Raw genomic sequence first — 24,417 nt, 5'->3', positions numbered from 1 at the left:
GCGAAAGCACCGCATGGCCGTCGCCCAGAACATCAACCGCGACACGGTGCTGCTGGCGCTCGACCTGTCGCTTCCGAAGAAGCTTGCGCTGCGGCGTGATGCGCTGAAAAAGCTGATCGGCGACAAGGTGCTGCTGCCGACCGGCGTCATCAATGTAGGCCATCCGCTCGTGTCGGCTTGGCTCAAGACCAACGGAAAGAAGACTAAGTAGATGGCTGACGAGACCAACCCCATTCCCCGCATCACCCGGGAAGATCCGGCGGCGCACGGCGGCAATGTAGTGGGCGAGAGCATCGCGGCGCTCAAGGCGCTGTTTCCGGCGATCGTCACCGACGGCAAGGTCGATTTCGACGTGTTGCGCCAGCTGCTCGGCGAAGCGGTCGAGGAAGGCGCCGAGCGCTACGGCCTCAGCTGGAAGGGCAAAGCCCGCGCCCGCGCCTTTGCGCTGACCCCAAGTCTAGGCACGCTGCGCCCGGCGAAGGCGGACAGCAAGGACTGGGACACGACCAAGAACATTGTGATCGAGGGCGACAATCTCGAAGTGCTCAAGTTGCTGCGAAAGAGCTATGCGGGTAAAGTCAAAATAATTTACATCGACCCGCCCTACAATACCGGAAAGGACTTTGTCTATCCGGATAATTACACGGACAGCTTGGCGAACTATGAGGCGCTGACTGGACAGCGAGGTGAGGATGGGGCGCGGCTGACCAGCAACAAGGAGAGTAGCGGCCGGTTTCATACTGACTGGCTTAATATGATGTATCCGCGTCTAATGATGGCGCTGGAACTTCTGCGAGAAGATGGTCTAATATTCGTCGCTTGCAACGATTCTGAACAGTCCAACCTTCAGCTGCTTCTAGATAACGTTTTCGGACCCGATAACTTCGTCTCTTCTATCATCTGGAAAAAGTCCTACGGAGGCGGCGCGAAGGTTAAGCGCGTTGTCGTTCACCATGAGTTCGTCCTGTGTTTCGCAAGAAACAAGGTAGCGGTCCCTCAGATTGATTTGCCACCCGATCCCGGTGCATTGAAGTATTATAAGTTTCAAGATGATAAGTATGAATTTCGCGGCCCTTACAGACTTCAGCCGCTCGCTACGACGAGCAATGATGAACGAGAAAACCTTCGCTACGCAATTCCTTGGAAGGGCGAGGATATCTGGCCAGAGAAGCAATGGCAGTGGGAGAAGTCTCGCACGATGACGGCTCTGGCTGATGAACGTCTTGTTATAGAAAAGCGTAGTGATCGTTGGTCAGTTTCTTATAAGCAATACCTTCGCGATGAGGAAGGCGTTGTTCGGGGATCGAAGCCGGGTTCAATCATGGACGGTCCTTACACCCAGACAGGAACTGCAGAAATCGTTGACCTGATGGGAGATCCCAAGCTCTTCTCATTTCCCAAGCCGGTCGGCGTTCCTGCCGCTTTCTTGAATTACGCTCACCCCGAGCAAGATTTCATCGCCATGGACTTCTTTGCGGGTTCCGGCACCACCGGTCATGCCGTCATGGCGCAGAACGCCGCCGACGGCGGCAACCGTCGCTACATTCTTGTTCAGCTTCCAGAGCCGCTCGACCCCGCCAAGGCCGAGCAGAAAACCGCCGCCGACTTCTGCGACAAGCTAGGCAAACCCCGCACCATTGCCGAGCTGACCAAGGAGCGCCTCCGTCGCGCCGGCGACAAGTTGAAAGCCGATCGACCCGACGTGCAGCTCGACACGGGCTTCCGCGTTTACAAGCTCGCCACCTCCAACCTAAAACGGTGGCAGCCCGGCAACGACTTTGCCGCAGACCTGATCGACGCGACAAGCAACATCCTGCCTGGACGGAGCGAGGACGACCTGCTCGTAGAGCTGCTGCTAAAGACCGGTATCGACCTAGCGCTCCCCGGTGAAACCCGGTCGATCGCCGGCCGCGTCGTTCATTCCCTAGGCGGCGGCGCCTTGATCGTCTGCCTCGCCGACGTACCCGCTATCGAAGCGCGTGCGCTTGGCGACGGCATTGCCGACTGGCTGAACGAACTCGCGCCGCCCGCACCGACCACCTTCTTCTTCAAGGACAGTGGCTTCGACGCTGGCGGCAACCGGGCCGCCGAGGCGCGTGCCAACCTCGCGGCAACGCTCCGTCAACGGTTGGGCGAAGAGGCGATCGAGAAGCTGGGCGCGATCTAATGAAATTCGTCTTCGAAAACGACTTGCCGCATCAGCGCGCCGCGATCGACGCGGCGCTCGGCGTGTTCGGCGACGCGACCGCGGGCTCGCAGGCAACCTTCACCGTCGCGCCGCTCGAGATTGCCGGCCAGATGGAGCTGGCGCAAAAGGGCGTCGGCATCGGAAATGTCTGCTCGCTTGAGGGCGACGACTGGCTTCCGCACATCCAGGCAGTGCAGCAGGCCAACGCACTGGAACCGGACACGGCTTTCGGGGGGGCGGACTTCACGATCGAGATGGAGACCGGCACCGGCAAGACCTATGTCTATCTCCGCACGATCATCGAGCTGAACCGCCGCCACGGCTTCAGCAAGTTCGTCATCGTCGTCCCCTCGGTCGCGATCCGCGAGGGCGTGAAGAAGTCGATCGAGCAGACCCGCGAGCATTTCGCGAGCCAGTTCGACGGCGTGAAATTGAAGAACTTCGTCTACGATCGTGGCAAGTTGGGCCGCGTCCGCGAGTTCGCCATCGCCGCCGACATCCAGGTTATGATCGTCACCATCCAGTCGATTAATAGCGCGAACAATGTCTTCTACGATCCGAACCAGGAAGCGCTGGGCGATCAGGCCGCCGCCGAGTGGGTCGCGAAGACGCGCCCGATCCTGATCGTGGACGAGCCGCAATCGGTCGAGGGCGGGTTGAAGGGCGCGGGCCGCAAGGCACTCGCCGCCATGAACCCGCTCGCCATGTTCAAATACACGGCGACGCCGGTGAACGTGGTTCACACACTATATCGGCTTGACGCGTTCGACGCGTTCCAGCTCGGACTGGTCAAGCGGATCTGGGTCGACGGCGCGAGCATCCGCGACGCAACGAACAGCTCCTTCGTCCGACTGATCGACGTCGAAGCACGCAAGGGGCATGCGCCCCGTGCGCGGATCGAGATCCATAAGCAGTTCGGCGGGGGGCCGAAGCCGGAGCAGGTCTGGGCGCACGAAGGCGACACGCTTGAGGATCTGTCCGGGGGGCGCTCGCTCTACGCCGGGCTTGAGCTTGGCCACCTTGATGCCGGTGCGAACACGATGCAGCTGATGCTGCCCGGCGACATTCGCACGATGAGCCGCGGTGAGACGTTCGGCGACGATACCGGCGACAGTCTGGCTGCCGCGATGATCGCACGCACGATCGAACATCATTTCCGCACCGAGCTTCGCAACCGCCCGCTCGGCATCAAGACGCTGTCGTTGTTTTTCGTGCCCTCGGTCGCGGACTACCGCATCTATACCGACGAGGGCCCGAGGAAGGGGCCGCTCGCCGAGGTCTTCGAGCGCGAATACCGCAAGCTGGCCGCGCGGCCCGAGTTCAAGACGCTGTTCGTCACGACGCCGCCCGACGCAGCGGCAGCGCATGGCGGCTATTTCAGCCAGGACAAGCATTCGGTGACGCCGTTCGAGGACAAGGAATTCTCGAAAAGCACCGGTGACGACAAGGTTGAGGAACGCACCTTCGACCTGATCATGCGCGATAAGGAAAAGCTCCTCGATGAGGCGGTCCCCTTACGCTTCCTGTTCAGCCATTCGGCGCTGCGCGAGGGCTGGGACAACCCCAACGTCTTCCAGATCTGCGCGCTGCGCGAGATGGGTAGCGAGCGGTCGCGGCGTCAATCGATCGGCCGCGGGTTACGCCTCCCGGTAGACAATCATGGATTGCGCCGCCGTGACGAAGGTATCGCGCGTCTGACCGTCATCGCCGACACGGATTATGCGACCTTTGCCGACGAGTTGCAGAGCGAACTCGAGAAGGAAACCAAGCGCCCGTTCGGCCGGGCCAGCGTTGAGGTCCTTGCCAAGCTCTATTATCCGGTTGCCGGGGCGAACGAACCCCAAGTGCTGGGCGTGCATGAAGCTCGCGCGGTATTCGCCGGCTGGGAAGAAGCCAGGCTGGTTGATACACTTGGCCGCGTCACAGACGCCATGCGCGAGGCGGTCGCCGCGAAAAATGTACCTTTACCGCAGACCCTCGCCCCAGAGGCCCGGATAGCGGTCACAGCCTTGGCCGAACGGCTTACGGCGAAGCTGATCCACAATACCGAGAGCAAGGTCCTCGTGGAACGGCGCGAGGAGTTGATCGCCTCCGATGCTTTCCGTGAACTTTGGGCGAAGGTATCGGCGCGCACCCGCTATCGCCTCGAATTCACGGACGACGATCTGATCGCCAAGGCGGTCGAATATCTCCAGAAGATGCCTGACCCGGCGACTGCACGCGTCACGTGGGCAAGCGCGGAACTGATTATCGCGCGCGATGGCGTCGATACGAAGAAGGGCACGATTGCGGCGTCCCGACACATCGGCGGCTTCACTGGCCCAATGCCGGATATCCTGTCCGAATTGGCGGCCCGCACCAACCTGCCGCGCAAAATCGTCGCCCAGATTCTGGTTCAGTCCAATCGACTAGATTGGGCCAAGGCAAATCCCTCGGCCTTCGTCGAGCTTACGCATAAGGCGATCGCCCTTGCCCGGCGCGACGTGCTCACTCATGGAATCACTTACGAAAAAACGGGCAAGCACTTCGAGCAGACCTTGTTCGAACCCTTCGAGGCGGACGCGGATGACCTCGTGCTCGTCGATCGTGGACCGATGACTTACGTCCGAGTCGACTCGAAAACAATCGAGCGGCCGATCGCTGAAACCCTGGACAAGGCCGAGCCAGTCGGCGTGTTTGCAAAGCTCCCGCCGGACTTCAAGATTGACACGCCGCTCGGTCACTACAACCCTGATTGGGCTGTGGCAGCCGTCGCCTCTAGGATGCACCTCGTCTCGGAGTCGAAGAGCGACTTCAGTACGCTACGCTATGATGAAGAGGCCAAGATCCGGTGTGGCGAGGCGCATTTCAAAGCGTTGGGCATTGAATATGTGAAGGCCGTGTCAGCGGAAGAAATACTGGAAGCGCTGGTAGAGGGCTAACCGCCGACGGACAGCCCATTCGACCGATCGCCCCCCCACCCCACCTCTCACTCCGTATCCACCCGCACCACCACCGACAGCCCGGGCCGCAGCTGCTCCACGCCCTCCTGGCCCGGGTCGATCGCGATGCGCACCGATACGCGTTGGGCGATCTTGATGAAGTTGCCCGCGGCATTGTCACTGCGGATCACGCTGAACTCGGATCCCGTCGCGGGGGAGATGCGCTCCACCTTGCCGGTCAGCTTGCGCCCGCCCAGCGCGTCGACGCTGAACGTCACGGGAAGGCCGACGCGGACATTCTTCATCTGCGTCTCCTTCAGGTTCGCGACCACCCACAACTGATCGGGAACCAGCGTCGTCATCTGGGTGCCCACCGCCACCTGCTGGCCCTCGCGCACGGTCACCTCGCCCAGCCGGCCGTCGCGCGGGGCGCGGATGCGGGTATTGTCCAGGTCGATCTGCGCCAGCTTCAGCTTGGCCTGCGCATTCTCCACCGCCGCCTCCAGCGATCCGCGGCCCACCACCGCGCTGGTCACGCCGGTCTCGGCCACGCCTTCGGATGCGCGCGCCTGGGCCAGCGCCGCCTCGGCCGACAGGCGCGCGGCGCGCACCGTGTCCAGCTGGTTGCGCGTCACCCATCCTTCCTTGGCCAGCTTCTCGAACCGCGCCGCCTCGGACCGGGCGCGCGCCAGCTCGGCCTCGGCGCCGGCGATCGTCGCCTTGCGTTGCGCCACGTCGCCGCGCGCGCTCGCCTGGGTCTGGCTGCTGTTGGCCAGCGCCACCTGCGCCGCGTGCAGGTCGGCGGTCGCCTGCTCCACCCGCTGGCGATAGATGCGGTCGTCGATCGTCGCCAGCACCTGGCCGGCGCGCACCGTCTCGTAATCCTGCACCGCCACCTTTGTGACATAGCCCGTCACCTGCGGGCTGATCACCGTCACCTGGCCGCGGACATAGGCATTCTCGGTCCGCTCGGTATCGCCGGCAAACGGCGGCAGCTCCCAGGCGCGAAGCACCAGCAGCACGCCGGCCAGCGCGATCAACACCAGCGCCACCCGCCAGGCCAGCCGGCCATAGCGGCGCTCCTCGTCGGGCGTCTCGCGCGCGGGCCGGTCGGCCGCCGCCGGAGCCGCGGGCGCAGGAGGCACGGGCGGCGCCGGAGGTGCAGGAGGCGCCGGCGGCACAGCCTGCGCCACGGGCTCGGGTGCGGGTGTTGGTGTGGGTGTAGGCGCGGGCGCGGGCGCTGGCCTCTCCCCTGCCCCTGGCTGGGCGGGGGTCGGGTTCGGGGTCGCGGGCCGGGGTGCGGGCGTGGAAACGGGGTCGGTCGGTTCGCTCATGGTGTCAGTCCGTGGGTTTGGCCGCGGCCGGCGCGGGGCGCCGGCGCAGATGCTCGAACGCCATCCACACCGCGCCGATCGCGGCGATGACGGCAATCATCTGGAAGATATCGTTATAGGCGAGCGCCGCCGCCTGCTGCGCCACCTGCTGCTGGAGCAGGGCAAAGCCGCTCGCCTGGCGCAGCGCCGGGTCGCCGATCGTATGGGCATAGGCGCCGCCCAGCTGCTGCAGCCGCTGCACCACCATCGGGTCGCCCGCGCCGATGCTCTCGGCCAGGTGGGTGGCATGTTCGCGCGCGCGGATCGTCTCGACGCTGCCGACCAGCGCCGATCCGGCCAGGCTGGCCAGGTTCTGCATGGTCGAGAAGGCGACGATGAAGCTCACCATGTGCCGCGCGCCGCGCGCGATCAGCGGCCCGAAGCCCAGCAACAGCGTCGGCCCGATGAACAGCGCGGCGGCAAAGGCGAGCAGCGCCTGGCTCAGATACAGATTTTCGGGCCGGGTCAGCACCGATGCCTGGCTGTCGATCGCCGCGCCCACCGCCACCATCGCCAGCGCGATCGCGATCGGCAGGTACAGCCGCTGCAGGTTGACGGTCAGCGCGCTGGCCAGCGTGCCCGCGGCGCTGGCGACCAGCACGATCGCGAACAGCCCGTATAGCTGGTCCGGCCCCACCCCCATCGTCTGGAGGAACCCGACCGCGCCGGTCACCTGTTCGGACAGCACGATGCGCACCACCAGGATCGCGAACACCATCCGCGCAATGTCACCGGTGGTCACCCATCTGAGATCAATCAGCGGGCGCTTGCGGCCATGCTCGATCAGGAAGCTGGCGGACAGCAGCACGATCGCCCCGACCAGCGCCCATCCGATCCACGCCGCCTCGGTCCACCACAGCACCCGCCCCAGCCCCAGCACCGCGCACAACAGGCCGATGCCCGGCGCGAACAGCGCGACCGTCAGGAAGTCGAGCGGCTGGAACACCTTGAACCGCTCCGACAGCGGCAGCCTGAGCGCGAACACCGCCGCCAGCGACAGCAAGGCCAGGCCCAGCTCGAGCCAGTGCACCCCCTGCCAGCCATGGAATTCGATCAACCCGGGCGAATAGAGCCGCGCCGCGGGCGCCGAGATGCCGGCCAGCCCCACCGCCAGGATCAGCCCCTTGATCCGGTGCGCGGGCGGGAACACCTGCATCATGTACAGGATGCCCAGCGTCGACAGCCCGGTGGCACAGATGCCCGCGATCGCGCGCGCCACCAGCAACGTCTCGAAATCGGGCGCCAGCAAATGGCCCAGAGTCACCGCGACGAACGCGACCAGGATGATCTCGCTGAACAGCCTCAGCCCGAATTGCTGGCGGAACCGCACGAGCAGCAGGTTCGCGGTGGCATTGGTCATCACGAACAGCACCGGCGCCCACGCCGCCTCGGCCTGCGTCACGCCGTAGCTGCCCGCCAGGCTCTGCTGGTTCGCCAGGATCACCGCCGCGCCCAGCCCGCCGGTCAGCGTGACCAGCGTGCCCACCGCGGCATAGGCCAGCCGCACCCGCAGCGGATGGTCGGGCGTCGCCGGCGATCCCGCCAGCGTCGGCCGCTCGTGCGGCTTTAGCGTGGCGACATAGGACTCCCAGTCGTCCGGGCTGCGCGAACGGTCGCTCATCCCAGCATCCTCGACCGCGCATTGGTCCCGCCGCACCGCGCCTCGACCTCGCCCAGCACCCGCACCGCCGCCTCGACATCGGCCAGCGGCAGGTCGCCCAGCAGCTCGAGCCGCAGCTCGCTCATCGCCACTTCCATCCGCCCGGCCAGGTCGATGCCCTCGTCGGTAATGTGCACCTCGTTCGCGCGCCGATCGCCCGCGACCCCGCGCCGCTCGACCAGCCCCAGCCGCTCGGCCTGGTCCAGCGTGCGGACCATCGCCCCGGCATTCACCCCGATCGCATCGGCCAGCTCCGACTGGCGCATCGCCGCGCGCTTGCGCCCCAGCAGCACCAGGACCAGCGCCAGCGGCAGCGCCAGGCCGAACCGCTCCAGCGCGCGCGTGATCTCCTGCGTCCAGGCCCGGCGGGCGGGCTGGAGCGACGCGGTCAACGCGAGCAGGGCCGATTCGAGCGGGGTGGAACTGGGTTTCGACATGAAACGCATTTGGGCCGCCGCGACAGATAGTTCAATAGGCAATGATTGCCTATTGAATAGGATTTTTCCTACGGTCGGTTTCGGACCGGCCTGTGCAGAACGGTTCGCCACGCAATCGCCACACAGTAACGCTTCTAGGGTGGCGGAGTGTTCCGGCGATTCCGCCGACCGCGATGGAGTTGCCCCGCCGATGCGTCTCGTTTCCCTCCTGATCGGCCTGCTCGTCGCCACCCCCGCGCTGGCGCAGACCACCCCCGCCCCGCCCCCCGCCACCCCCTTGCCCGGCCAGCGCCCGCCCCAGCCGACACCCACGATCATCGTCGAGCCTGTCGCAATGATGATCGCCGCCTTCGACCGCGACGGCGACGCCCGCGTCACCCGAGCGGAGTTCGAGGCGGGGCTCGAGGCAAGCTTCAAGGCGGTCGACACCGCCGGCCGCGGCTCGATCAGCTATATCGGCTTCTCCGACTGGGCACTGATGTGGCTCGGCGACCGCAACGCCCTGCCCGGCGCGTTCGAGGTCGATACCGATGGCGACAACCGCATCACCCTGGGCGAGCTGCGCGCGCGATTCACCTTGTTCTTCAACCGCTTCGATGTCGACAAGGACGGGGTGATCGTCCGCTCCGAACTGGTCAGCGTGCGCACGCCGCAGGCGCTGCCCGATCGCGGCCAGGGCCGCCGTGGCTCGGGACGGCGCCGCCTGCAATAAATGCGATCCATGTCCTAGCATCACCCGCACCCCAGCCGCTAAGACTCGCCCGATGGCAGCGCATCACGACCACAGCCACGCCCCCGCCGATTTCGGACGGGCCTTCGCCATCGGCACGCTGCTCAACCTGGGCTTCGTCGCGATCGAGGGCGCGGCGGGCTTCATCTTCGACTCGGTCGCGCTGCTCGCCGATGCCGGGCACAATCTGTCCGACGTCCTCGGCCTGCTGATCGCCTGGGGCGCCGCCGAGCTTGCCAAGCGCCCCGCCTCCGCGCGCTACACCTATGGCCTGCGCAATTCCTCGATCCTCGCCGCCCTCGCCAACGCCCTGCTGCTGCTCGTCGCGGTCGGCGCGATCGCGCTTGAGGCGGTCCAGCGGCTCGGCGACCCGCCGCCCGTGCCCGGCGGCACCGTCATGCTCGTCGCCGCCGCCGGCATCCTCGTCAATCTCGCCACCGCCGTCCTGTTCATGCGCGGCCAGCACGACCTCAACGTCCGCGGCGCCTATCTCCACATGATGGCCGACGCCGCGGTGTCGGCGGGGGTGGTCATCGGCGGCGCCATCATGGTGCTGACCGAAGCCGCCTGGATCGACCCCGTCCTCAGCCTGGTGATCGTCGTCGTGATCCTGTGGAGCACCTGGGGCCTCGGCCGCGATTCGCTCCGCCTGGCGCTCAACGCCGTGCCGCCCGGCATCGACCCCGACGCGGTGCGCGCGGCGCTCGCCGCCCTGCCCGGCGTCACCCGCGTCCACGACCTGCACATCTGGCCGATGAGCACGACCGAGGCGGCGCTGACCGCGCACCTCGTGATGCCCGGCGGCCATCCCGGCGACGATTTCCTCACCGACCTCCAGCACCGGCTGGCGCACGACTTCCGCATCGACCACACCACCGTCCAGATCGAGCTGGGCGACGGCGCCGAATGCCGACTGCACGGCACCGGCGGCGACTGCGCGCCCGCCAGGAGCCATGCCCATCCGCGCGACCACGGGCACGGGCACGACCACGATCACCACGACCACCACCACGACCATGACTGATCGCCCCCCGGTCCGGCTCGTCATCTTCGACTTCGACGGGACGCTGTCGGACAGCGGCGACTGGTTCCTGTCGGTCGTCGACGATCTCGCGCGCATGTTCCGCTTTCGCACCGTCCCGCCCGAGGATGTGCCGATGCTGCGCCACAAGACCTCGCGCGAGGTGATCGCGCATCTCGGCATCGCACGGTGGAAGCTGCCGCTGATCGCCTGGTATGTCCGCCGGCTGGTCGGCCGCAACGTCGGCCGGATCGAGCTGTTCCCCGGCACGCCCGACCTGCTCGAGCGCGTCCGCGCGATGGGCATCCGCATCGCGCTGGTCACCTCCAACTCCGAGGCCAATGCCCGCGGCATCCTCGGCGCCAAGCATTCGGCCCAGATCGAGTGTTTCGCCTGCGGCTCGTCGCTGTTCGGCAAGGCGCCCAAGTTCCGCAAGGTGCTGCGCCGGCTGGGCGTCGATCCGGCGCAGGCGCTGGCGATCGGCGACGAGACGCGCGACGTCGATGCAGCGCGCGAGGTCGGCATGCAGGCGGGGTCGGTGCTATGGGGCTATGCCGCCGAGGACGCGCTGGCCGGCACGCGCCCCGACGCGCTGTTCCGCGAGCCGCAGGACATTCTCGACTATCTCGAACGCCAGCGCGCGCGCTGAGCGCGGCTCAGTCGAAGTGCAGCGCCAGCCAGACGGTGGCGCGGTCCTTCGCGGTCCACGTCACCCAATGCTTCTGCCCCGCCGCGATCCGCAGGTGATCGCCCGGCCCGAGCTGGACCTCGTCCGAATCCTCGACGCGCAGCCCGGCACGCCCCTCGAGCACCAGCACCCATTCGTCGCGATCCTGCACCATCGGCTCGTCCGCCGGCGTCGCCTGGCCGCGTGACACGATCCGCTCCAGCCGGAAGCCGGGCCGGGTCAGCAGCTCGGCAAAATCCTCGTCGGGCTTCGCCGCGGGCAGCTTCGTCAGCAGGTTCGCGACCTCCGGCTTGAACCGCGGCTTGGGCGGCGGCGCGGGTTCGGACTTTGGCTTCGGCGCCGGCTTCGCAACCGGCGCGGGAGCGGGCTTCGGTTTCGCCGGAGCGGGCTTGGGCTTCGGCAAATCGGGCCGCGCCTTGGTCGTCGCTTCCGACGTGCTCCAGGTCGCCCGGATCGCATTGCGAAGGAAATCCTCGATGTCCTCCGCGCTCGCCGTCATCGCCCCGTCCTCGACCCCGAACACCGGCTGGCCGTCCGCGTCGTGCAGCGCATAGCGGCCGAAATCGCCGCCGGGCTTGCGGCGGCGCGACTTGACCAGGCGATAGCCGCGGTGCCGCGCCATCTCGCGCAGCGCCGCGTCGCGCGCCTTGCCCTCGTCCGGTTCGCTCCCGCCTGCCATGCCGCCTCCAACGCCTCGCCCCAAGTTGCGCTCCGCCGCCGAACGGGGCAAGGGCCGGCCATGCCTCCCCGCTTCGACTTCACCATCCACGCAACCGACGGCAAGGCGCGCCTCGGCGAGATCGCGATGCGCCGCGGCACGATCCGCACACCGGCCTTCATGCCCGTCGGCACCGCCGCCACGGTCAAGGCGATGAAGCCGCAGGACGTGCGCGCCAGCGGCGCCGACATCCTGCTCGGCAACACCTATCACCTGATGTTGCGCCCCAGTGCCGAGCGCGTCCACCGGCTGGGCGGGCTGCACAAGTTCATGGGCTGGGACCGGCCGATCCTGACCGACTCGGGCGGCTATCAGGTGATGAGCCTGTCCGAGCTGACCAAGCGCAATGAAGAGGGCGTCTCGTTCAAGTCGCACCTCGACGGCACAAGGCACATGATCAGCCCGGAACGGTCGATGGAGATCCAGCGGCTGCTGGGATCGGACATCGTCATGGCGTTCGACGAGCTGGTCCCGACCACCTCGACCCGCGAGGTGCGCGGTGCGGCGATGGAGCGGTCGATGCGCTGGGCGAAGCGGTCGCGCGACGCGTTCGACGCGGGCGGCGACCATGCCGAGGGCGCGGCGCTGTTCGGCATCCAGCAGGGCGCGCTCGACCAGGATCTGCGCAAGGAAAGCGCCGACGCGCTGCTCGACATCGGCTTCGACGGCTATGCCGTGGGCGGGCTGGCGGTTGGCGAAGGACAGGAAGCGATGTTCGGCGTGCTCGACTTCGCGCCGGGCCAGCTCGACGCGACCAAGCCGCGCTATCTGATGGGCGTCGGCAAGCCCGACGACATCGTCGGCGCGGTCGAGCGCGGCATCGACATGTTCGATTGCGTGCTGCCGACCCGGTCGGGCCGCACCGGCCAGGCATTCACCCGGACGGGCCCGATCAACATCCGCAACGCGCGCTTCGCCGAGGATACCGGGCCGCTCGATCCTGCCTGCGGCTGCCCCGTCTGCGCCAATTCGAGCCGCGCCTATCTCCACCATCTGGTCCGCGCGGGCGAGATCCTGGGCGCGATGCTGATGACCGAGCATAATCTCTATTTCTACCAGGCGCTGATGGCCGATCTGCGCGCGGCGATCGGCGACGGCACGCTGACCCGCTTCGCGACCGCGTTCCGCGCGGACTACCTCGCCAGGCCGGACAGCTGAGCGCGCCCAAAGCTTGCGTTAACCATCAACTGTTTCGCCGCGGTACAGCGGCAAATCCGGAGGCGAAATCCGCGGCCGGACGCGATAGATGGACCGTCCTCGAGGCCCCGTCCGGGCCTCCGATCGGAGGGCGGTGTCGCGTGTTCTGGCGACGGTTCACACGGATGCAGGCGCGGGGTCTGGCGGCGGCGGCGTTCGCGTCGCTGATCGGCGCCGGCTTTTCCGCGCAGGCGCTGGGCCCCGCCGAGACCGGCGCGGTCGCCCCGCCGCGCGCTGCGATCGGCTATGAGGCCGAGGATCATTTTCCCGGCGCCGCCTATTACACTGCGGTCGAGGACGATGCCGCGATCGCCGCGGGCACGACCGGCACCGCCGCATTGCCCGACCTGCCGATCCCGGCGGGCGCGATCGTCGATGACACGGTCCGCCCGGCCCAGCCCTTCCACTATGCCGGCACCGAGATCGACAAGGCGCGCGCGCTGCAATGCCTGACGACCGCCATCTATTACGAGGCGGCGAGCGAGCCAGATGACGGCCAGCGCGCGGTGGCGCAGGTGATCCTCAACCGCGTGCGCCACCCGTCCTTCCCCTCGACCGTGTGCGGCGTGATCTATCAGGGGTCGGAAAAGCGCGGCTGCCAGTTCAGCTATGCCTGCGACGGCGCAATGGCCCGGGCGCCCGCCCGCACCGCCTGGCTGCGCGCGCAAAGGGTTGCCGGCGCCGCGCTGTCGGGCAGCGTCTTCGCGCCGGTCGGGCTGGCGACGCATTACCACACCTATGCCGTGACCCCGTCCTGGAACCGCAGCCTGGTGATGACCGGCGTGTTCGGTGCGCACTTCTTCCACCGCTGGAAAGGCTATTGGGGCACCGCGGGCGCGTTCATCCAGCGCTATCGCGGGATGGAGCCGGTGCCGGGTCCGCACGCGCCGGTTGCGATGGCCGTGGCGGACGCCGTCACGCCGGTGGCGCTGCCGATCCCTGGAGCGGATGCACTGGCCAGGCCGGGCATGACCCCGCGCGACATGGTCCAGCCCGCCCATGCAGACAGCGGCAAGTCCACCGGTGCCCTGCCGATGCCTGCGGCATCGAGCGCGGGATCGCCCGCCACCCCGGCGATGGGCGACGAGTCCCAGATCCTCGACAAGTGGCGCGACAGCGGGAAACCGATCCGATAGATTTTACGGCATGCTCGACGTTTCGGTGCTCGAAAGTAATTTTACCCGGTGATCGTCGATGGTCGTCTGGCGCGCGCAGCCGATGACTGTGCGACCGGACGATCTACCGCCATTTCCTCCTCCCAGTGGCGCCTGGGCAACCGCACAGAACTTACGGATGCGCTCGGTGTCCGCGATGGCGACCGAGTGTGGCGATCGAAGCAGCCCGCCTCGGCGGAAGCGGCCTCCTGCTCATCCACAGGATGTGCGGCGAAATTCGACACGTTCCTGATCGTCGCTGAACATATCGAAACCTCTACGGTCCTTGGCAATCCGCAGATATGTCGGGTGTCCTTTCTGGATCTCAGGCGCGCCCGCAGCCCTTCCGACCACGACATTGCTGATCGGCAGGAAGTACAGTCCAAGCTTGTCGCCATAGATCGCCACGGGTGTCCTGACGGTTCCAAAGGACATCTCGCCGCTCGAATCGATCCTGATGTCCGGCTTCTGGAGCGTTGGAGGCCCGCGGTAGCAGCCAGCGAGTTCGGGCAGAAGTTCTGGGTGCGGGTCGGGCCCTGACAGGCTCAAGGCAGCGATGCCCACCGCCCCGGCCACCAGAAACAGGATAGGCTTCCACATCATCGGTCCCTCATATCTCGAGCCGAGCGTGCGATTGATCGCCCAACGGCAAAGCCACCCGCCGTTGCCGACGGGCCTATCGCGAACTCGCCACCACGGCTTTCCAACCGGCTCTCCCCACCACCGTCAGAAGCCATCCTGTCAGCACCGCCGCTACGATCGCCGACGCGGTGACGATGACCGGGACGAACGGGTCGATCCTGCCGCAGCCATCATCGATATAGCAGCTCGCAAACAGACGTTCGAAGAACAGCCACGCCCAGATCGGAGCGGACATGAGCGATATCGCGATGATCGGTTTATATGCACTCGACATGATGAGACCTTTGGTCGTCACAGTTGATAATTTTCGACATTGGCATGATCCAATTAGCCGTCCCATCAGGAAGGTTCGATAAGGCTGGTCCGCTAGATTGCTGGCACATCCGGATTTGCCGCAGCGGTATTGGCCAGCGACCTGCCCGGCTTAGAGACTGTTTGGAAAATCGCGAAAGAGCGATTTTCAAGGCGGCACCGGCCCGCTCCCCCACCCGACCACCCAGCGGCAGTATTCTGTGGGTGGTCGGGTGGGGGAGCGGGCCGGCACCGCAATGCGCCAACAGGCGCATTTCAAAACGGTCTCTTACAGCGCGGCGGCGGCCTCCTTTTCTCGACGAAGGCGGAGGCTGCCTGAACGAAACAATCAGGCGCGACCAGCGGCATGAAGTGCGCGCCGCCTTCAACGATGGTGAAAGCGATCCTGCCGCCGGCCGCCGAGAGCATGGCGGTGTACGCCCTCGGAGAAGGCGAAGAACCGGATTACCTGGTCCCAATGCCGCCGCCAGCTCTGCGCGATTGCGGTGTGCCGCGTGCCACGGGGGGCAGCCTCGAAGCTGTCGAGCGCCGCCAGGCCGGCTTCGGCCGTCTCGGCACGGGAGCCACTGCGCAAGCGCCTGCGCGATCGGCTTGTGATCCTTCCATGACGCAAAGCTCATCGAGTTGCGCAGCAGGTGGACCATGCAGGTCTGGACGAATGCCGCATTGATCGCTTCGGGAAACCCTTTTGATTGCAAATGTGCCATGTCAGCCGCCGGCCGTACCTTGAGGCGTGCGAATAAATCGCTGCAGATCGCGAAGATAGTGCCGTGGGCCATCGACGGTCAGCGTGTTGTCTGACGGCAGCAACCGGACCTTGTTATATGGCCAGCGGAACAGTGCCGGGACCGGTGGTATCCAAGCATCTCGCTGGGGAGAATATATCAGGCCGGCCCGATCGAGAAACGCAACGACGCGCGCGCGATGCTGAATCGGCAGATCGAGCAACGCTGGAGTGGAAGAGAATGCGACCATCACCCATCCAGCATATCCATATAGCAACGGCATATAATACTGATCTATTAATTGGCATGCTACAAGTACCACTAAAGCCTCAAGGATTATAAAAGCGCTGATTTCCCAGATCGAGAAAAATGGAAATATAATTCTCCTGACAATATTGTGTTTACTGCATATCATTTTTGCGGCCCCGGACCACAGATGGCTTCAACGGCGACCAGACATCCGAGCGAATCATATTGATACTGATCACTCAGCGCAGATACGCGTGTCGAATCAAAAACCGTCAGCAACGCTGTCTCGCCAAGAAAGTCACGACGACTCGGCATGCCCCCTCCCAACCGGGATATCATCCTTGCCGCCGCAATTTAGCTAGCCCAGATTTTCCCGTGATCGGATCGTAACACAAGATTGTAATATGCAAATGCGTTGCAACGATATTTTACGAAGTCGACTTCGTATTATGAGCTGATTTTCATCCATACCGGATGTATACTTCATGGGTACTTCCCGAAATCCCAGTAGGAACTTTTGCCGTTCGCACACATCATATATGACAAGTTTCCGAGCTTGATCGATGTCGAGCGGCAGTGCCGGATCAGGATGCCCGCCAGCGCCCGTTGAAGACGCCTTCCAATAAGGAAACTGACGGATCGTCGCGGAATGCGGCAAGCATCACGCTTGGGCGCGAAGCCGCCCATGCCGCGACTCCAAGTGAATAGCTCGGCAACCAATCGTAGCGCACCAACGTGATTTGACTACAGCTGTAGTCAAAGATATGCCCGTGTACTCACTGCGAGTATCGCGCGGGTGCTCGGAAAGGCGATCGATGACGCTCACACGACGCGCCGCCCTGTGGGGCATGGCCGCGACCCCGCTCGTTCTGGCGGCTTCCCGCGCGCATGGTTACGCCGGCGACGCGATTTCGCCGGGGGAGGATTTCTACGCCCATGTCAACGCCGCCGCGCTGGAGGGAATGACGATCCCGGCGGGGCGATCCGACTATGGCCAGTTCGATATCGTCGGCGCGCAGGTGACGGCGCGGGTCGAGGCGTTGGTCGCGGAGGCGGTGGAGCGGCCGGTGCCGCGGTCGGCGGGCGAGGCGCGTGTCGTTGCGGCGTATCGATCGGTGCTGGACGACGGAGCGGCCGAGCGTGGATTGCCGCGCCTGAAACATTCGCTGTCGCGGATCCTGGCGGCGCGCAGCCACCGCGAGATCGGCCGGTTGATGACCGATCCGCGAAGCAGTTCGCTGGTCGCGTTCAACGTCTTCCCCGCGCAGGGCGAATGGATGGTCAGCATCGACCAGCAGAACCAGAACCAGCCGATGCTGGGCCTGTCGGGCGCGATCTATGCCGGAACCGATGCACGCGCGCAGGGCATTCGCGAGGCGTATCGCGCCTGTATCGCCGACCTGCTCGCGCTGGCCGGGGTCGGCGATTCGGCGCGGCGTGCGGCCGATGTGGTCGCGATCGAAACCGCGATCGCGGCGCGGATGTGGTCGCCCGAGCGGCTGCGCGACCGGCGCGCCAATCTTCACGTCATGCCCCCCGCCGAGTTGAGTACCTATGCGCCGGGGCTGCCGTGGCGCGAGATGCTGCGCGCGCGCGGCTTGGCCGATGTCGCGCGCATCAACCTGGGCACCGACAGCGCGGTCGCGGCGCAGGCGCGGCTGTTCGCCGAGACGCCGGTCGATATGTGGCGAAGCTGGCTGGCCTTCACCTGGATCCGCAACGCGATCGCGGTGATGCCGACGGCATTTCGCGACCGTTACTGGCGCTTCACCGCGGACGTGCGCGGCGGCGACGCACGGCGGCCGAGCCGCGAGCAGGAGGCCGCCCGCTTCGTCAACACCCGGCTGCCGATGGAGATCGGCGCGCTCTATGTCGCGGCGGAGTTCACCGAGGATGCCCGCGACCGCGCGCGGGAGATGCTGACCTATCTCAAGCGCGCAATGGCCGAGCGGTTGCGCAGCGCCGACTGGCTGGACCCGGCATCGCGCGCCGAGGCGCTGGCCAAGCTGGACGCGATGGCGCTGAAGGCGGGCTATCCCGCCGCGACGCCGCCACAGGCGGAGATCGCACTCGATCCCGCCGATCCGTCAGGCAATCTCGACGCGCTGCTGGCGCGCGACTGGCAGGTGCAGCGATTGAGGCTGACCAGTCCGGAAACGCGCGCCGAGCTGTGGTACCAGACGCCGCAGACGGTGGGCGCGAGCTACAGCGTGCTGCTGAACGCGATCGAGGTGCCTGCCGCGATCCTGCAGCCGCCCTTCTTCGCGGCGGACGGCGATCCCGCGGCCAATTTCGGCGCGATCGGCGCCATCATCGGGCACGAGATCGGCCATGGCTTCGACGACCAGGGGCTGTTGTATGACAGCAAGGGCATCCTGCGCGAGTGGATGTCGCCGGCAGCAACAGCTGGGTTCGCGGCGCGTGCCGAGCGGCTGGCCGCCCAATATGGTGCGTTCGAGCCGCTGCCCGGGCTGAAGCTGGACGGGCGGCGCACCATCGGCGAGACGATCGCCGACCTGTCGGGCCTGTCGCTGGCGCTGCGGGCGTTGCAGCTCCACCGCGTCGACCATCCGGTACCGGGCAGCGACGAACGCGTAGCGACCCGGGCCTTGTTCCGGAGCTGGGCACGCGCCTGGCTGTACAAGGCGCAGGATAGCGCGATCCGCCAGATCGTCGCGAGCAGCTATCACGCGCCGGCGCGCTACCGGGTGAACGGCGTCGTCCGCAACATCGACGCCTGGTATGATGCGTTCGACGTGGTGCCGGGCGATGCGCTGTACCTGGCGCCCGCCGAGCGCGTGCGGCTGTGGTAGCGGCGCGGCCTCGTCCGGCCCCTACCCGATTGCAATCGTAGGACAGGACGCCGGGACGGCAATCCGCCCGTAGTCCGCGGGCGGATAAGGACCGTCTGCGCCAAGTCGATCGTCCGGACTTCCGAAAGCGCCAGCATCGTCGCTCACCGGGCACAGGAGGATTTCGGATGTCGGACACACTGGATCGTCGCGTTCAGCAGCTTTCGCGCGCGGCACGGATGCTCGCCACCATCGCCGCGTCGGTGAAGTTGCGATCGAGCACGACCGTCGATCCCGCGATCCGCGAGCAGATCGAGCTGGGCGCGCGGATCGCGCTGGACGATGTCGCCGGGGCGCTGGACAGCGAGGATCTGTCGGCGGTCGTCACCGCGGCGGAAATGGCGTTCGCCGAGGGCGGCGAATTGCTGCGCAACGCGGATCGCGCGCCCGGCTGGCAGGTCGAGGACCCGGCGTTGCTCCAGGCGATGGGCCGCGCATCGAGCAACGCGTTCGACCGTATCCTCGCGCTGGCGGAAACACGCCCGTCGCTGCGCCGGACGCTGGAGGGCAGGTTCCTGGATGTGGGGACCGGCGTGGCGGGGATCGCGATCCGGGCGGCCGAGGCCTGTCCGGCGCTGCAGATCGACGCGATCGACCTGTGGGCGCCCGCGCTGGACCTGGCCGAACGGAACATCGCGGCAAGCCCGCACCGATCGCGCATCCACCTGCGCAACCTGGACGTTACCGCACTGGCGCTCGATCCCCGCTATTCGCTGGCATGGCTGCCGACGATGTTCATGGCGCGCCCGGTCGTCGAGCGCGCGCTGGACCGGATCGTCGCCGCCAGCCTGCCCGACGCCTGGATCATCGCGCCGCTCTACACGCTTCCGACCGATCCGTTCATGGCGGCGATGTCGACGCTGCGCACGCTTCGCGGCGGCGGTGACATCACCGATCCCGGCGACATCGCGGCGATGCTGAAGGCGCGCGGCTGTACCGACATCGAGATCGATGCCGAGCCGCTCGCCACATTCGTGATGGGGCGGGTGCGCGCCTAGCGGATGCGGCAAAAGGGCCCCGCCGTTTCCGGCGGGGCCCCTGTGCATCACCTTGCGGTGCGATCAGCGGCGGTGGCCGCCGCGATGGTTGCGGTCGTTGCGCTCGATCCGGATGCGGCGCTCGAGTGCGTCGAAACGGCGATCCAGGTCACGACGCTCGGCCATGGTCAGGCCGGGGCGCGAGGCGCGGTAGCGATTCTCGAGGCGCGAGATCTGGCGGAACTCATTGCGCAGACGGGCTGCCTCGGGACGGGTCAGCGCACCGGAGCGGATGCCCTGGTTGATGCGGTTCTCGATGCGGGCCTGGCGCGCATTGATGTTCTGCCATGCGCCGCCCTGGGCATAGCCATAGCCCGGTGCGGGCGCAGCGGCCATTGCGGTGGCGGGGATGGCGGTGGCGGCGATGCCGAGGCCGGCGATCATCAGGGTGAACTTCTTCATGGTGTGCTCCTCACTCGAAAAACGGAACCGCCTGTGCGGTTGAATGACGGTATCGAACGTCCGTGTCGCGGACTTGTGCCGCTCGACCCGCTTTTGTGTCGCAAGATATGTCGCGGCCGGAGCGTTCGTTCAGAAACGCCCCCCGCTCACCCAACCTCCCGCCCCAACACCTCCTCAGATATGAAATCTATAGACTGGTTTGCATTTTAAACATGTTGATGTATATCGCGAGTCGTACGTAGAGTCGGGCCGGTTGAGGGCTCGGCAGAGGGAGAGCGCCGATGACCGCACTGATCCAAGATCGCCCCGGAGCGAGGCTGCACGCGCTGGACGCGCTGCGCGCCGGCGCGCTGATGCTGGGGGTGACCTTTCACGCCAGCCTGTCCTTTCTGCCCGGGCCGCAGATCTGGGTGGTCCGCGACGTGCCGAGCGAAGCGGTGGCGACGTTCGGATTCGTCGCGCACCTGTTCCGCATGACGTTGTTCTTCGTGATCGCGGGCTATTTCGGGCGGCTTCTGGTCGAACGGCGCGGCACCGCCGGGTTCGTCCGGAACCGGGCGACGCGAATCCTGGCGCCACTGCTCGCCTTCTGGCCGCTGGTGACCGCCGGGCTCGTCGCCTGCTTCGTCTGGGGCTCTGCGGCGATGAACGGCGGGGTGCTTCCCACCAATGCCCCACCGCCGCCGCCGATCACGCTGGCGAGCTTTCCGCTGACCCATTTGTGGTTCCTGTACGTGCTGCTGATCTTCTATGCCGCGGCGCTGGCGGTTCGGGGGCTGGCAGGTGCGGTCGACCGCAGCCGGCGGGCCGGCGGCGCGATCGACGCCGCCATGCGCGCGCTGATGGCGAGCCCGATCGCTCCGGCGGTGCTGGCCGCGCCGCTGGCGATCGCGCTGGCGGCGCAGCCAATCTGGTTCGGCTGGGGCGGCATTCCCACGCCCGATACCGGCTTCGTCCCCAATGCCGCCGCGCTTGCCGGCTATGGCACCGCCTTCGCCTTTGGCTGGATGATGCAGCGTCAGGCCGTCCTGCTCGACCTGATGAAGCGCTGGTGGCCGATCCATCTCGCGGCGGCGGGCGCGCTGACGCTTGCCTGCCTGGTCCTGCTCGGCGCGACGTCTCCGGTGGTCAAGATGGCGGGCGGGACGCACCAGACCGTCTATGCGCTCTGCTACGCGCTGGCGGTGTGGAGCTGGACCTTCGGCCTGATCGGCGCGGCGCTTCGCTTCCTCACCCGCGAACGCCCCGCCGTGCGTTACCTCGCCGACGCCTCCTACTGGATCTACATCGTCCACTTGCCGGTGGTGATGGCGATGCAGGTGCTGGTGTTCGCGCTGCCCCTGCCCGCGCTGGTCAAATGGATGCTCGTGGTCGCGGCGTCTTCCCTTATCCTGATCGCCAGCTATCACCTGCTCGTGCGCCACAGCTGGATCGGGGCATGGCTTAACGGGCGCAGGCTGCCCTGGCGCCGGCCGGCGGCGGCATTGGAGATGCAGACGGCATGAGGGACCCGACCGAACGCGCGCGCGACGACCTGGCCTTCGTGCGCGCGCTCGTCTCCGAAGGGGGGCAGGCGCAGGCGTCGCTGGGTCGCGCGCTGGTCGCCGGCGGGCTGTGCTACGGCCTGCAATCCCTGGTCCAGTGGCTGTTCGCGCTGGGCGTGGCCGCGCCCGACTGGCTGCAGCTTGCGGTCGGTGTGCTGCCGACGGTGATCTTCATCACCCTGCTGGTCGTGCTGATGCAGCGCGACAAGGCCCAGAGCCAGCACGGCGTCGCCACCCGCGCGCTGAACGCCGCGTTCGGCGGCGCCGGTCTTGCCGCGATGACCACCGCATTCGTCTTCGGCTATCTGTCCTGGCGGCTGGGGGAGTTCCGCATCTTCCTGTTCCACCCGATGATGGTGTGCGTCGTACAGGGGACCGTGTGGTACATCGCCTTCGCGATCCGGCGTCGCGGCTGGCTGGGGCTGGTGTCGGCGGGCTGGTTCCTGGTTGCGGTCGGACTTGGCCTGTTGCTCGGCACCGGGGACAGCGCGCTGATCCACTGGTTCGTGCTGCTGATCGGGCTCGCGCTGCTGGGCCTGATGGCGCTGCCCGGCTGGATCCTGATGCGCAGCGCCCGCGCCGCAACGCCCGATTGACGACGCCCATCATGTCCGCCTTCGACATCGGCCAGATCGACGACGTGATCCATGGGCGCATGCGCCTGGGGATCATGGCCTATCTCGCCGATGCCGAAGCGGCGGACTTCAACGAGCTGAAGGCGCTGCTCCAGGCGACGCAGGGCAATTTGTCGGTCCATCTGCGCAAGCTGGAGGACGCCGGCTATATCGCGATCGAAAAGAGCTTTGCGGGACGAAAACCGCTGACGCGGGCGCGGCTCACGCCCGCGGGACGCGATGCGTTCGCGGCGTATCTGGAAACATTGGGGAAGCTGATCGGCTGACGGATCAGGCCGGTTCGATCAGCCTCCTGGCCTGCGCCCTCGCTTCTTCGGTGATTTCCGCGCCGGACAGCATGCGGGCGATTTCCTCGCGGCGCTCGGCGGGGTCGAGCGGGGTGACGCCGGTGCGGGTCACGAACCCGTCATGACTCTTGGCGATCAGCAGGTGGCGGGTGCCGCGGGCGGCGACCTGGGGGCTGTGCGTCACCACCAGCAACTGCGCGGTGCCGGCCAGGCGGGCGAGCCGATCGCCGATCGCGCTGGCGACGGCGCCTCCGACGCCGCGGTCGATCTCGTCGAAGATCAGCGTACGGGCGCCGCCTTCCTCGGCCAGCGCCACCTTCATCGCCAGGATGAAGCGCGACAATTCGCCGCCCGACGCGATCTTCATCAACGGGGCGAAGGGTGCGCCGGGATTGGTCGACACCTCGAACTCGATCCGGTCCATGCCGGCGGCGCTCCACTGCGCCTCGGCCATCGGCTCGACCATGGTGCGGAACCGAGCGGCGTCGAGCTTGAGCGGGCGCAGTTCGCCCTCGACCGCGGCGTCGAGCCGGGCAGCCGCCTGGCGGCGATGATCGGATAGCGCCCGGGCCGCATCCGCATAGGCGGCGTGAGACGTGCGGACCGCAGTCTCCAGCCGGGCGATGCCGGCACCGCCGCTTTCGAGCCGGTCGAGCCTGGCGCCGAGTTCCCCGGCAAGCGCCGCCAGGTCGTCGGGCTGGACCCGGTGCTTGCGCGCGATGCCGCGCAGTTCGAACAGCCGGGCCTCGTCCGCCTCCAGCGCCGCAGGATCGAACGCCAGCTCCTCGGCCGTGCGATCGACCGCATCCTGCGCCTCGCCCGCATCGGTCAGCGCGCGATCGACGGCGGCCAGTGCCTCGGCCAGGCCGTCATGGCCGTCGGAGACACGTTCGAGGATGCGCGCCGCCTGGCGCAGTCGGGCCAGCGCGCCGTCCGACCCTTCGAGCAGTTCGGCGATCCCCTGAAGCTCGCCGGCAATTCTCTCGCCGCGCTGCATCGCCGCCCGGCGATCGGCGAGGATTTCCTCCTCCCCCGCCTCGGGCGCCAGCGCGCGCAATTCGGCGACGGCATGTTCCAGCCACTCGCGGTCGCGCTCGGCACTGTCCTGTTCGGCCCGGGCCTGGGCAAGCGCGTCCTGCGCATCGCGCCAGGCGCGGTGCGCCGCGGCGACGGCGGCGGTGTCGGCGCGCGCGAAGCTGTCAAGTAGCGCACGGTGGCCGCGCGGGTTCAGCAGGCCGCGATCGTCATGCTGGCCGTGGATCTCGACCAGGTGCACGCCCAGGTCGCGCAGCAGCCCGGCCGAAGCCGGCTGGTCGTTGACGAAGGCGCGGCTGCCGCCATCGGCCTTGACGATGCGGCGGACGATCAGCGGTTCGCCGGTGTCGAAGTCGAGCCCGTTCTCCGCCATCAGCTCGGCGACGGCGCCGGTCGACGGCAGGTCGAAACTGGCAGTGACGACTGCTTGCGACGCGCCCTGGCGCACCAGGCTGCTCTCCCCGCGTGCGCCGAGCGCGAGGCCGAGCGCATCGAGCAGGATCGACTTGCCCGCGCCGGTCTCGCCGGTCAGGACGCCCAGGCCCTGGCCGAATTCGAGGTCGAGCGCCTCGATCAGCACTACATCGCGAATGGAAAGCGCGGTCAGCAT

Annotated in this window: 21 protein-coding genes and 1 pseudogene; 13 read left to right on the top strand and 9 right to left on the bottom strand. The window is 66.9% G+C overall.

Going from position 1 to position 24,417, the window contains the following annotated elements; all coding sequences use genetic code 11:
• Window positions 1–13: 13 nt before the first annotated feature.
• From TPR58_RS17260 to TPR58_RS17250, 3 genes are read left to right on the top strand one after another with little or no spacing between them, the layout of a single operon-like run.
• The gene (locus tag TPR58_RS17260) at window positions 14–211 is read left to right on the top strand and encodes a hypothetical protein (protein WP_346247981.1); all 198 of its coding nucleotides are present in this window, start codon (window positions 14–16) and stop codon (window positions 209–211) included.
• Complete coding sequence (locus TPR58_RS17255) at window positions 212–2,167, top strand: site-specific DNA-methyltransferase (protein ID WP_346247980.1); 1,956 nt, start codon at window positions 212–214, stop codon at window positions 2,165–2,167. It begins immediately after the preceding gene.
• Window positions 2,167–5,109, top strand: a complete 2,943-nt coding sequence (locus TPR58_RS17250) for a restriction endonuclease (RefSeq protein WP_346247979.1) — start codon at window positions 2,167–2,169, stop codon at window positions 5,107–5,109. Before TPR58_RS17255 ends, TPR58_RS17250 begins: the two co-directional genes overlap by 1 nt.
• Before the next feature lie 47 nt (window positions 5,110–5,156).
• Here the strand turns inward: TPR58_RS17250 and TPR58_RS17245 are convergent, their stop codons facing one another.
• From TPR58_RS17245 to TPR58_RS17235, 3 genes are all read right to left on the bottom strand, one after another.
• Entirely contained in the window at window positions 5,157–6,254 is a 1,098-nt protein-coding gene (locus TPR58_RS17245) for an HlyD family secretion protein (RefSeq protein ID WP_346247978.1), read from the bottom strand.
• A 193-nt stretch (window positions 6,255–6,447) separates the two neighbouring features.
• Window positions 6,448–8,103, bottom strand: a complete 1,656-nt coding sequence (locus TPR58_RS17240) for an MFS transporter (protein WP_346247977.1) — start codon at window positions 8,101–8,103, stop codon at window positions 6,448–6,450.
• On the bottom strand, window positions 8,100–8,579 hold the full coding sequence (locus TPR58_RS17235; protein WP_346247976.1) for a MarR family winged helix-turn-helix transcriptional regulator: 480 nt from the start codon (window positions 8,577–8,579) through the stop codon (window positions 8,100–8,102). Before TPR58_RS17235 ends, TPR58_RS17240 begins: the two co-directional genes overlap by 4 nt.
• 190 nt (window positions 8,580–8,769) lie before the next feature.
• Here TPR58_RS17235 and TPR58_RS17230 point away from each other — a divergent pair, with 190 nt between their 5' ends.
• Genes TPR58_RS17230 through TPR58_RS17220 form a run of 3 tightly spaced genes read left to right on the top strand, consistent with a single transcriptional unit; the run spans window position 8,770 to window position 10,979 of the window.
• Window positions 8,770–9,291, top strand: coding sequence for an EF-hand domain-containing protein (locus tag TPR58_RS17230; RefSeq protein WP_346247974.1), 522 nt, complete (start codon window positions 8,770–8,772; stop codon window positions 9,289–9,291).
• 52 nt (window positions 9,292–9,343) lie between these two features.
• Window positions 9,344–10,333, top strand: a complete 990-nt coding sequence (locus TPR58_RS17225; protein WP_346247973.1) for a cation diffusion facilitator family transporter — start codon at window positions 9,344–9,346, stop codon at window positions 10,331–10,333.
• Window positions 10,326–10,979 (top strand): HAD hydrolase-like protein, encoded by a 654-nt coding sequence (locus tag TPR58_RS17220; RefSeq protein WP_346247972.1) that lies wholly within the window; start codon window positions 10,326–10,328, stop codon window positions 10,977–10,979. The genes TPR58_RS17225 and TPR58_RS17220 overlap by 8 nt, the downstream gene beginning before the upstream one ends.
• Window positions 10,980–10,986: 7 nt before the next feature.
• On the opposite strand, the gene TPR58_RS17215 is transcribed toward TPR58_RS17220, so the two are convergent.
• Complete coding sequence (locus TPR58_RS17215) at window positions 10,987–11,697, bottom strand: cupin domain-containing protein (protein WP_346247971.1); 711 nt, start codon at window positions 11,695–11,697, stop codon at window positions 10,987–10,989.
• Between the two features lie 60 nt (window positions 11,698–11,757).
• Between TPR58_RS17215 and tgt the strand changes: the two genes are divergently transcribed.
• Window positions 11,758–12,894 carry a tRNA guanosine(34) transglycosylase Tgt gene (gene tgt, locus TPR58_RS17210; protein ID WP_346247970.1) on the top strand — a complete coding sequence of 379 codons (1,137 nt, stop codon included), beginning with the start codon at window positions 11,758–11,760 and terminating at the stop codon, window positions 12,892–12,894.
• 164 nt (window positions 12,895–13,058) lie between these two features.
• Entirely contained in the window at window positions 13,059–14,069 is a 1,011-nt protein-coding gene (locus tag TPR58_RS17205; protein ID WP_346247968.1) for a cell wall hydrolase, read from the top strand.
• 231 nt (window positions 14,070–14,300) lie between these two features.
• Here TPR58_RS17205 and TPR58_RS17200 read toward each other — a convergent pair whose 3' ends face one another.
• The 3 genes and pseudogenes from TPR58_RS17200 to TPR58_RS17190 form a co-directional block, all read right to left on the bottom strand.
• Window positions 14,301–14,690: a hypothetical protein gene (locus TPR58_RS17200; protein WP_346247967.1), complete on the bottom strand. Its 390-nt coding sequence runs from the start codon at window positions 14,688–14,690 to the stop codon at window positions 14,301–14,303.
• A gap of 73 nt (window positions 14,691–14,763) precedes the next feature.
• The gene (locus TPR58_RS17195; protein WP_346247966.1) at window positions 14,764–15,003 is read right to left on the bottom strand and encodes a hypothetical protein; all 240 of its coding nucleotides are present in this window, start codon (window positions 15,001–15,003) and stop codon (window positions 14,764–14,766) included.
• A gap of 447 nt (window positions 15,004–15,450) precedes the next feature.
• Window positions 15,451–15,730: pseudogene (locus TPR58_RS17190) on the bottom strand (transposase); the annotation flags it as partial.
• A gap of 1,100 nt (window positions 15,731–16,830) precedes the next feature.
• On the opposite strand from TPR58_RS17190, the gene TPR58_RS17185 reads away from it, so the two are divergent.
• On the top strand, window positions 16,831–18,828 hold the full coding sequence (locus TPR58_RS17185) for a M13-type metalloendopeptidase (protein WP_346247965.1): 1,998 nt from the start codon (window positions 16,831–16,833) through the stop codon (window positions 18,826–18,828).
• A gap of 167 nt (window positions 18,829–18,995) precedes the next feature.
• A complete protein-coding gene (locus tag TPR58_RS17180) occupies window positions 18,996–19,865 on the top strand; it encodes an SAM-dependent methyltransferase (protein WP_346247964.1) in 870 nt (289 codons plus the stop codon).
• A 63-nt stretch (window positions 19,866–19,928) separates the two neighbouring features.
• On the opposite strand, the gene TPR58_RS17175 is transcribed toward TPR58_RS17180, so the two are convergent.
• Window positions 19,929–20,306 carry a hypothetical protein gene (locus TPR58_RS17175; protein WP_346247963.1) on the bottom strand — a complete coding sequence of 126 codons (378 nt, stop codon included), beginning with the start codon at window positions 20,304–20,306 and terminating at the stop codon, window positions 19,929–19,931.
• Between the two features lie 281 nt (window positions 20,307–20,587).
• Between TPR58_RS17175 and TPR58_RS17170 the strand changes: the two genes are divergently transcribed.
• From TPR58_RS17170 to TPR58_RS17160, 3 genes are read left to right on the top strand one after another with little or no spacing between them, the layout of a single operon-like run.
• On the top strand, window positions 20,588–21,811 hold the full coding sequence (locus tag TPR58_RS17170) for an acyltransferase family protein (protein ID WP_346247962.1): 1,224 nt from the start codon (window positions 20,588–20,590) through the stop codon (window positions 21,809–21,811).
• Window positions 21,808–22,446 carry a hypothetical protein gene (locus tag TPR58_RS17165; RefSeq protein WP_346247961.1) on the top strand — a complete coding sequence of 213 codons (639 nt, stop codon included), beginning with the start codon at window positions 21,808–21,810 and terminating at the stop codon, window positions 22,444–22,446. Before TPR58_RS17170 ends, TPR58_RS17165 begins: the two co-directional genes overlap by 4 nt.
• An 11-nt stretch (window positions 22,447–22,457) precedes the next feature.
• Window positions 22,458–22,751, top strand: a complete 294-nt coding sequence (locus TPR58_RS17160) for a winged helix-turn-helix domain-containing protein (protein WP_346247960.1) — start codon at window positions 22,458–22,460, stop codon at window positions 22,749–22,751.
• A gap of 4 nt (window positions 22,752–22,755) precedes the next feature.
• Here TPR58_RS17160 and recN read toward each other — a convergent pair whose 3' ends face one another.
• Entirely contained in the window at window positions 22,756–24,417 is a 1,662-nt protein-coding gene (gene recN / locus TPR58_RS17155; protein WP_346247959.1) for a DNA repair protein RecN, read from the bottom strand.

The sequence above is a fragment of the Sphingomonas rustica genome, from assembly GCF_039652585.1.
Classification (GTDB): Bacteria; Pseudomonadota; Alphaproteobacteria; order Sphingomonadales; family Sphingomonadaceae; genus Sphingomonas; species Sphingomonas rustica.
The sequence above is the reverse complement of the archived record's forward strand: the minus strand, read 5'-3'. Positions and strand labels throughout refer to the sequence as shown.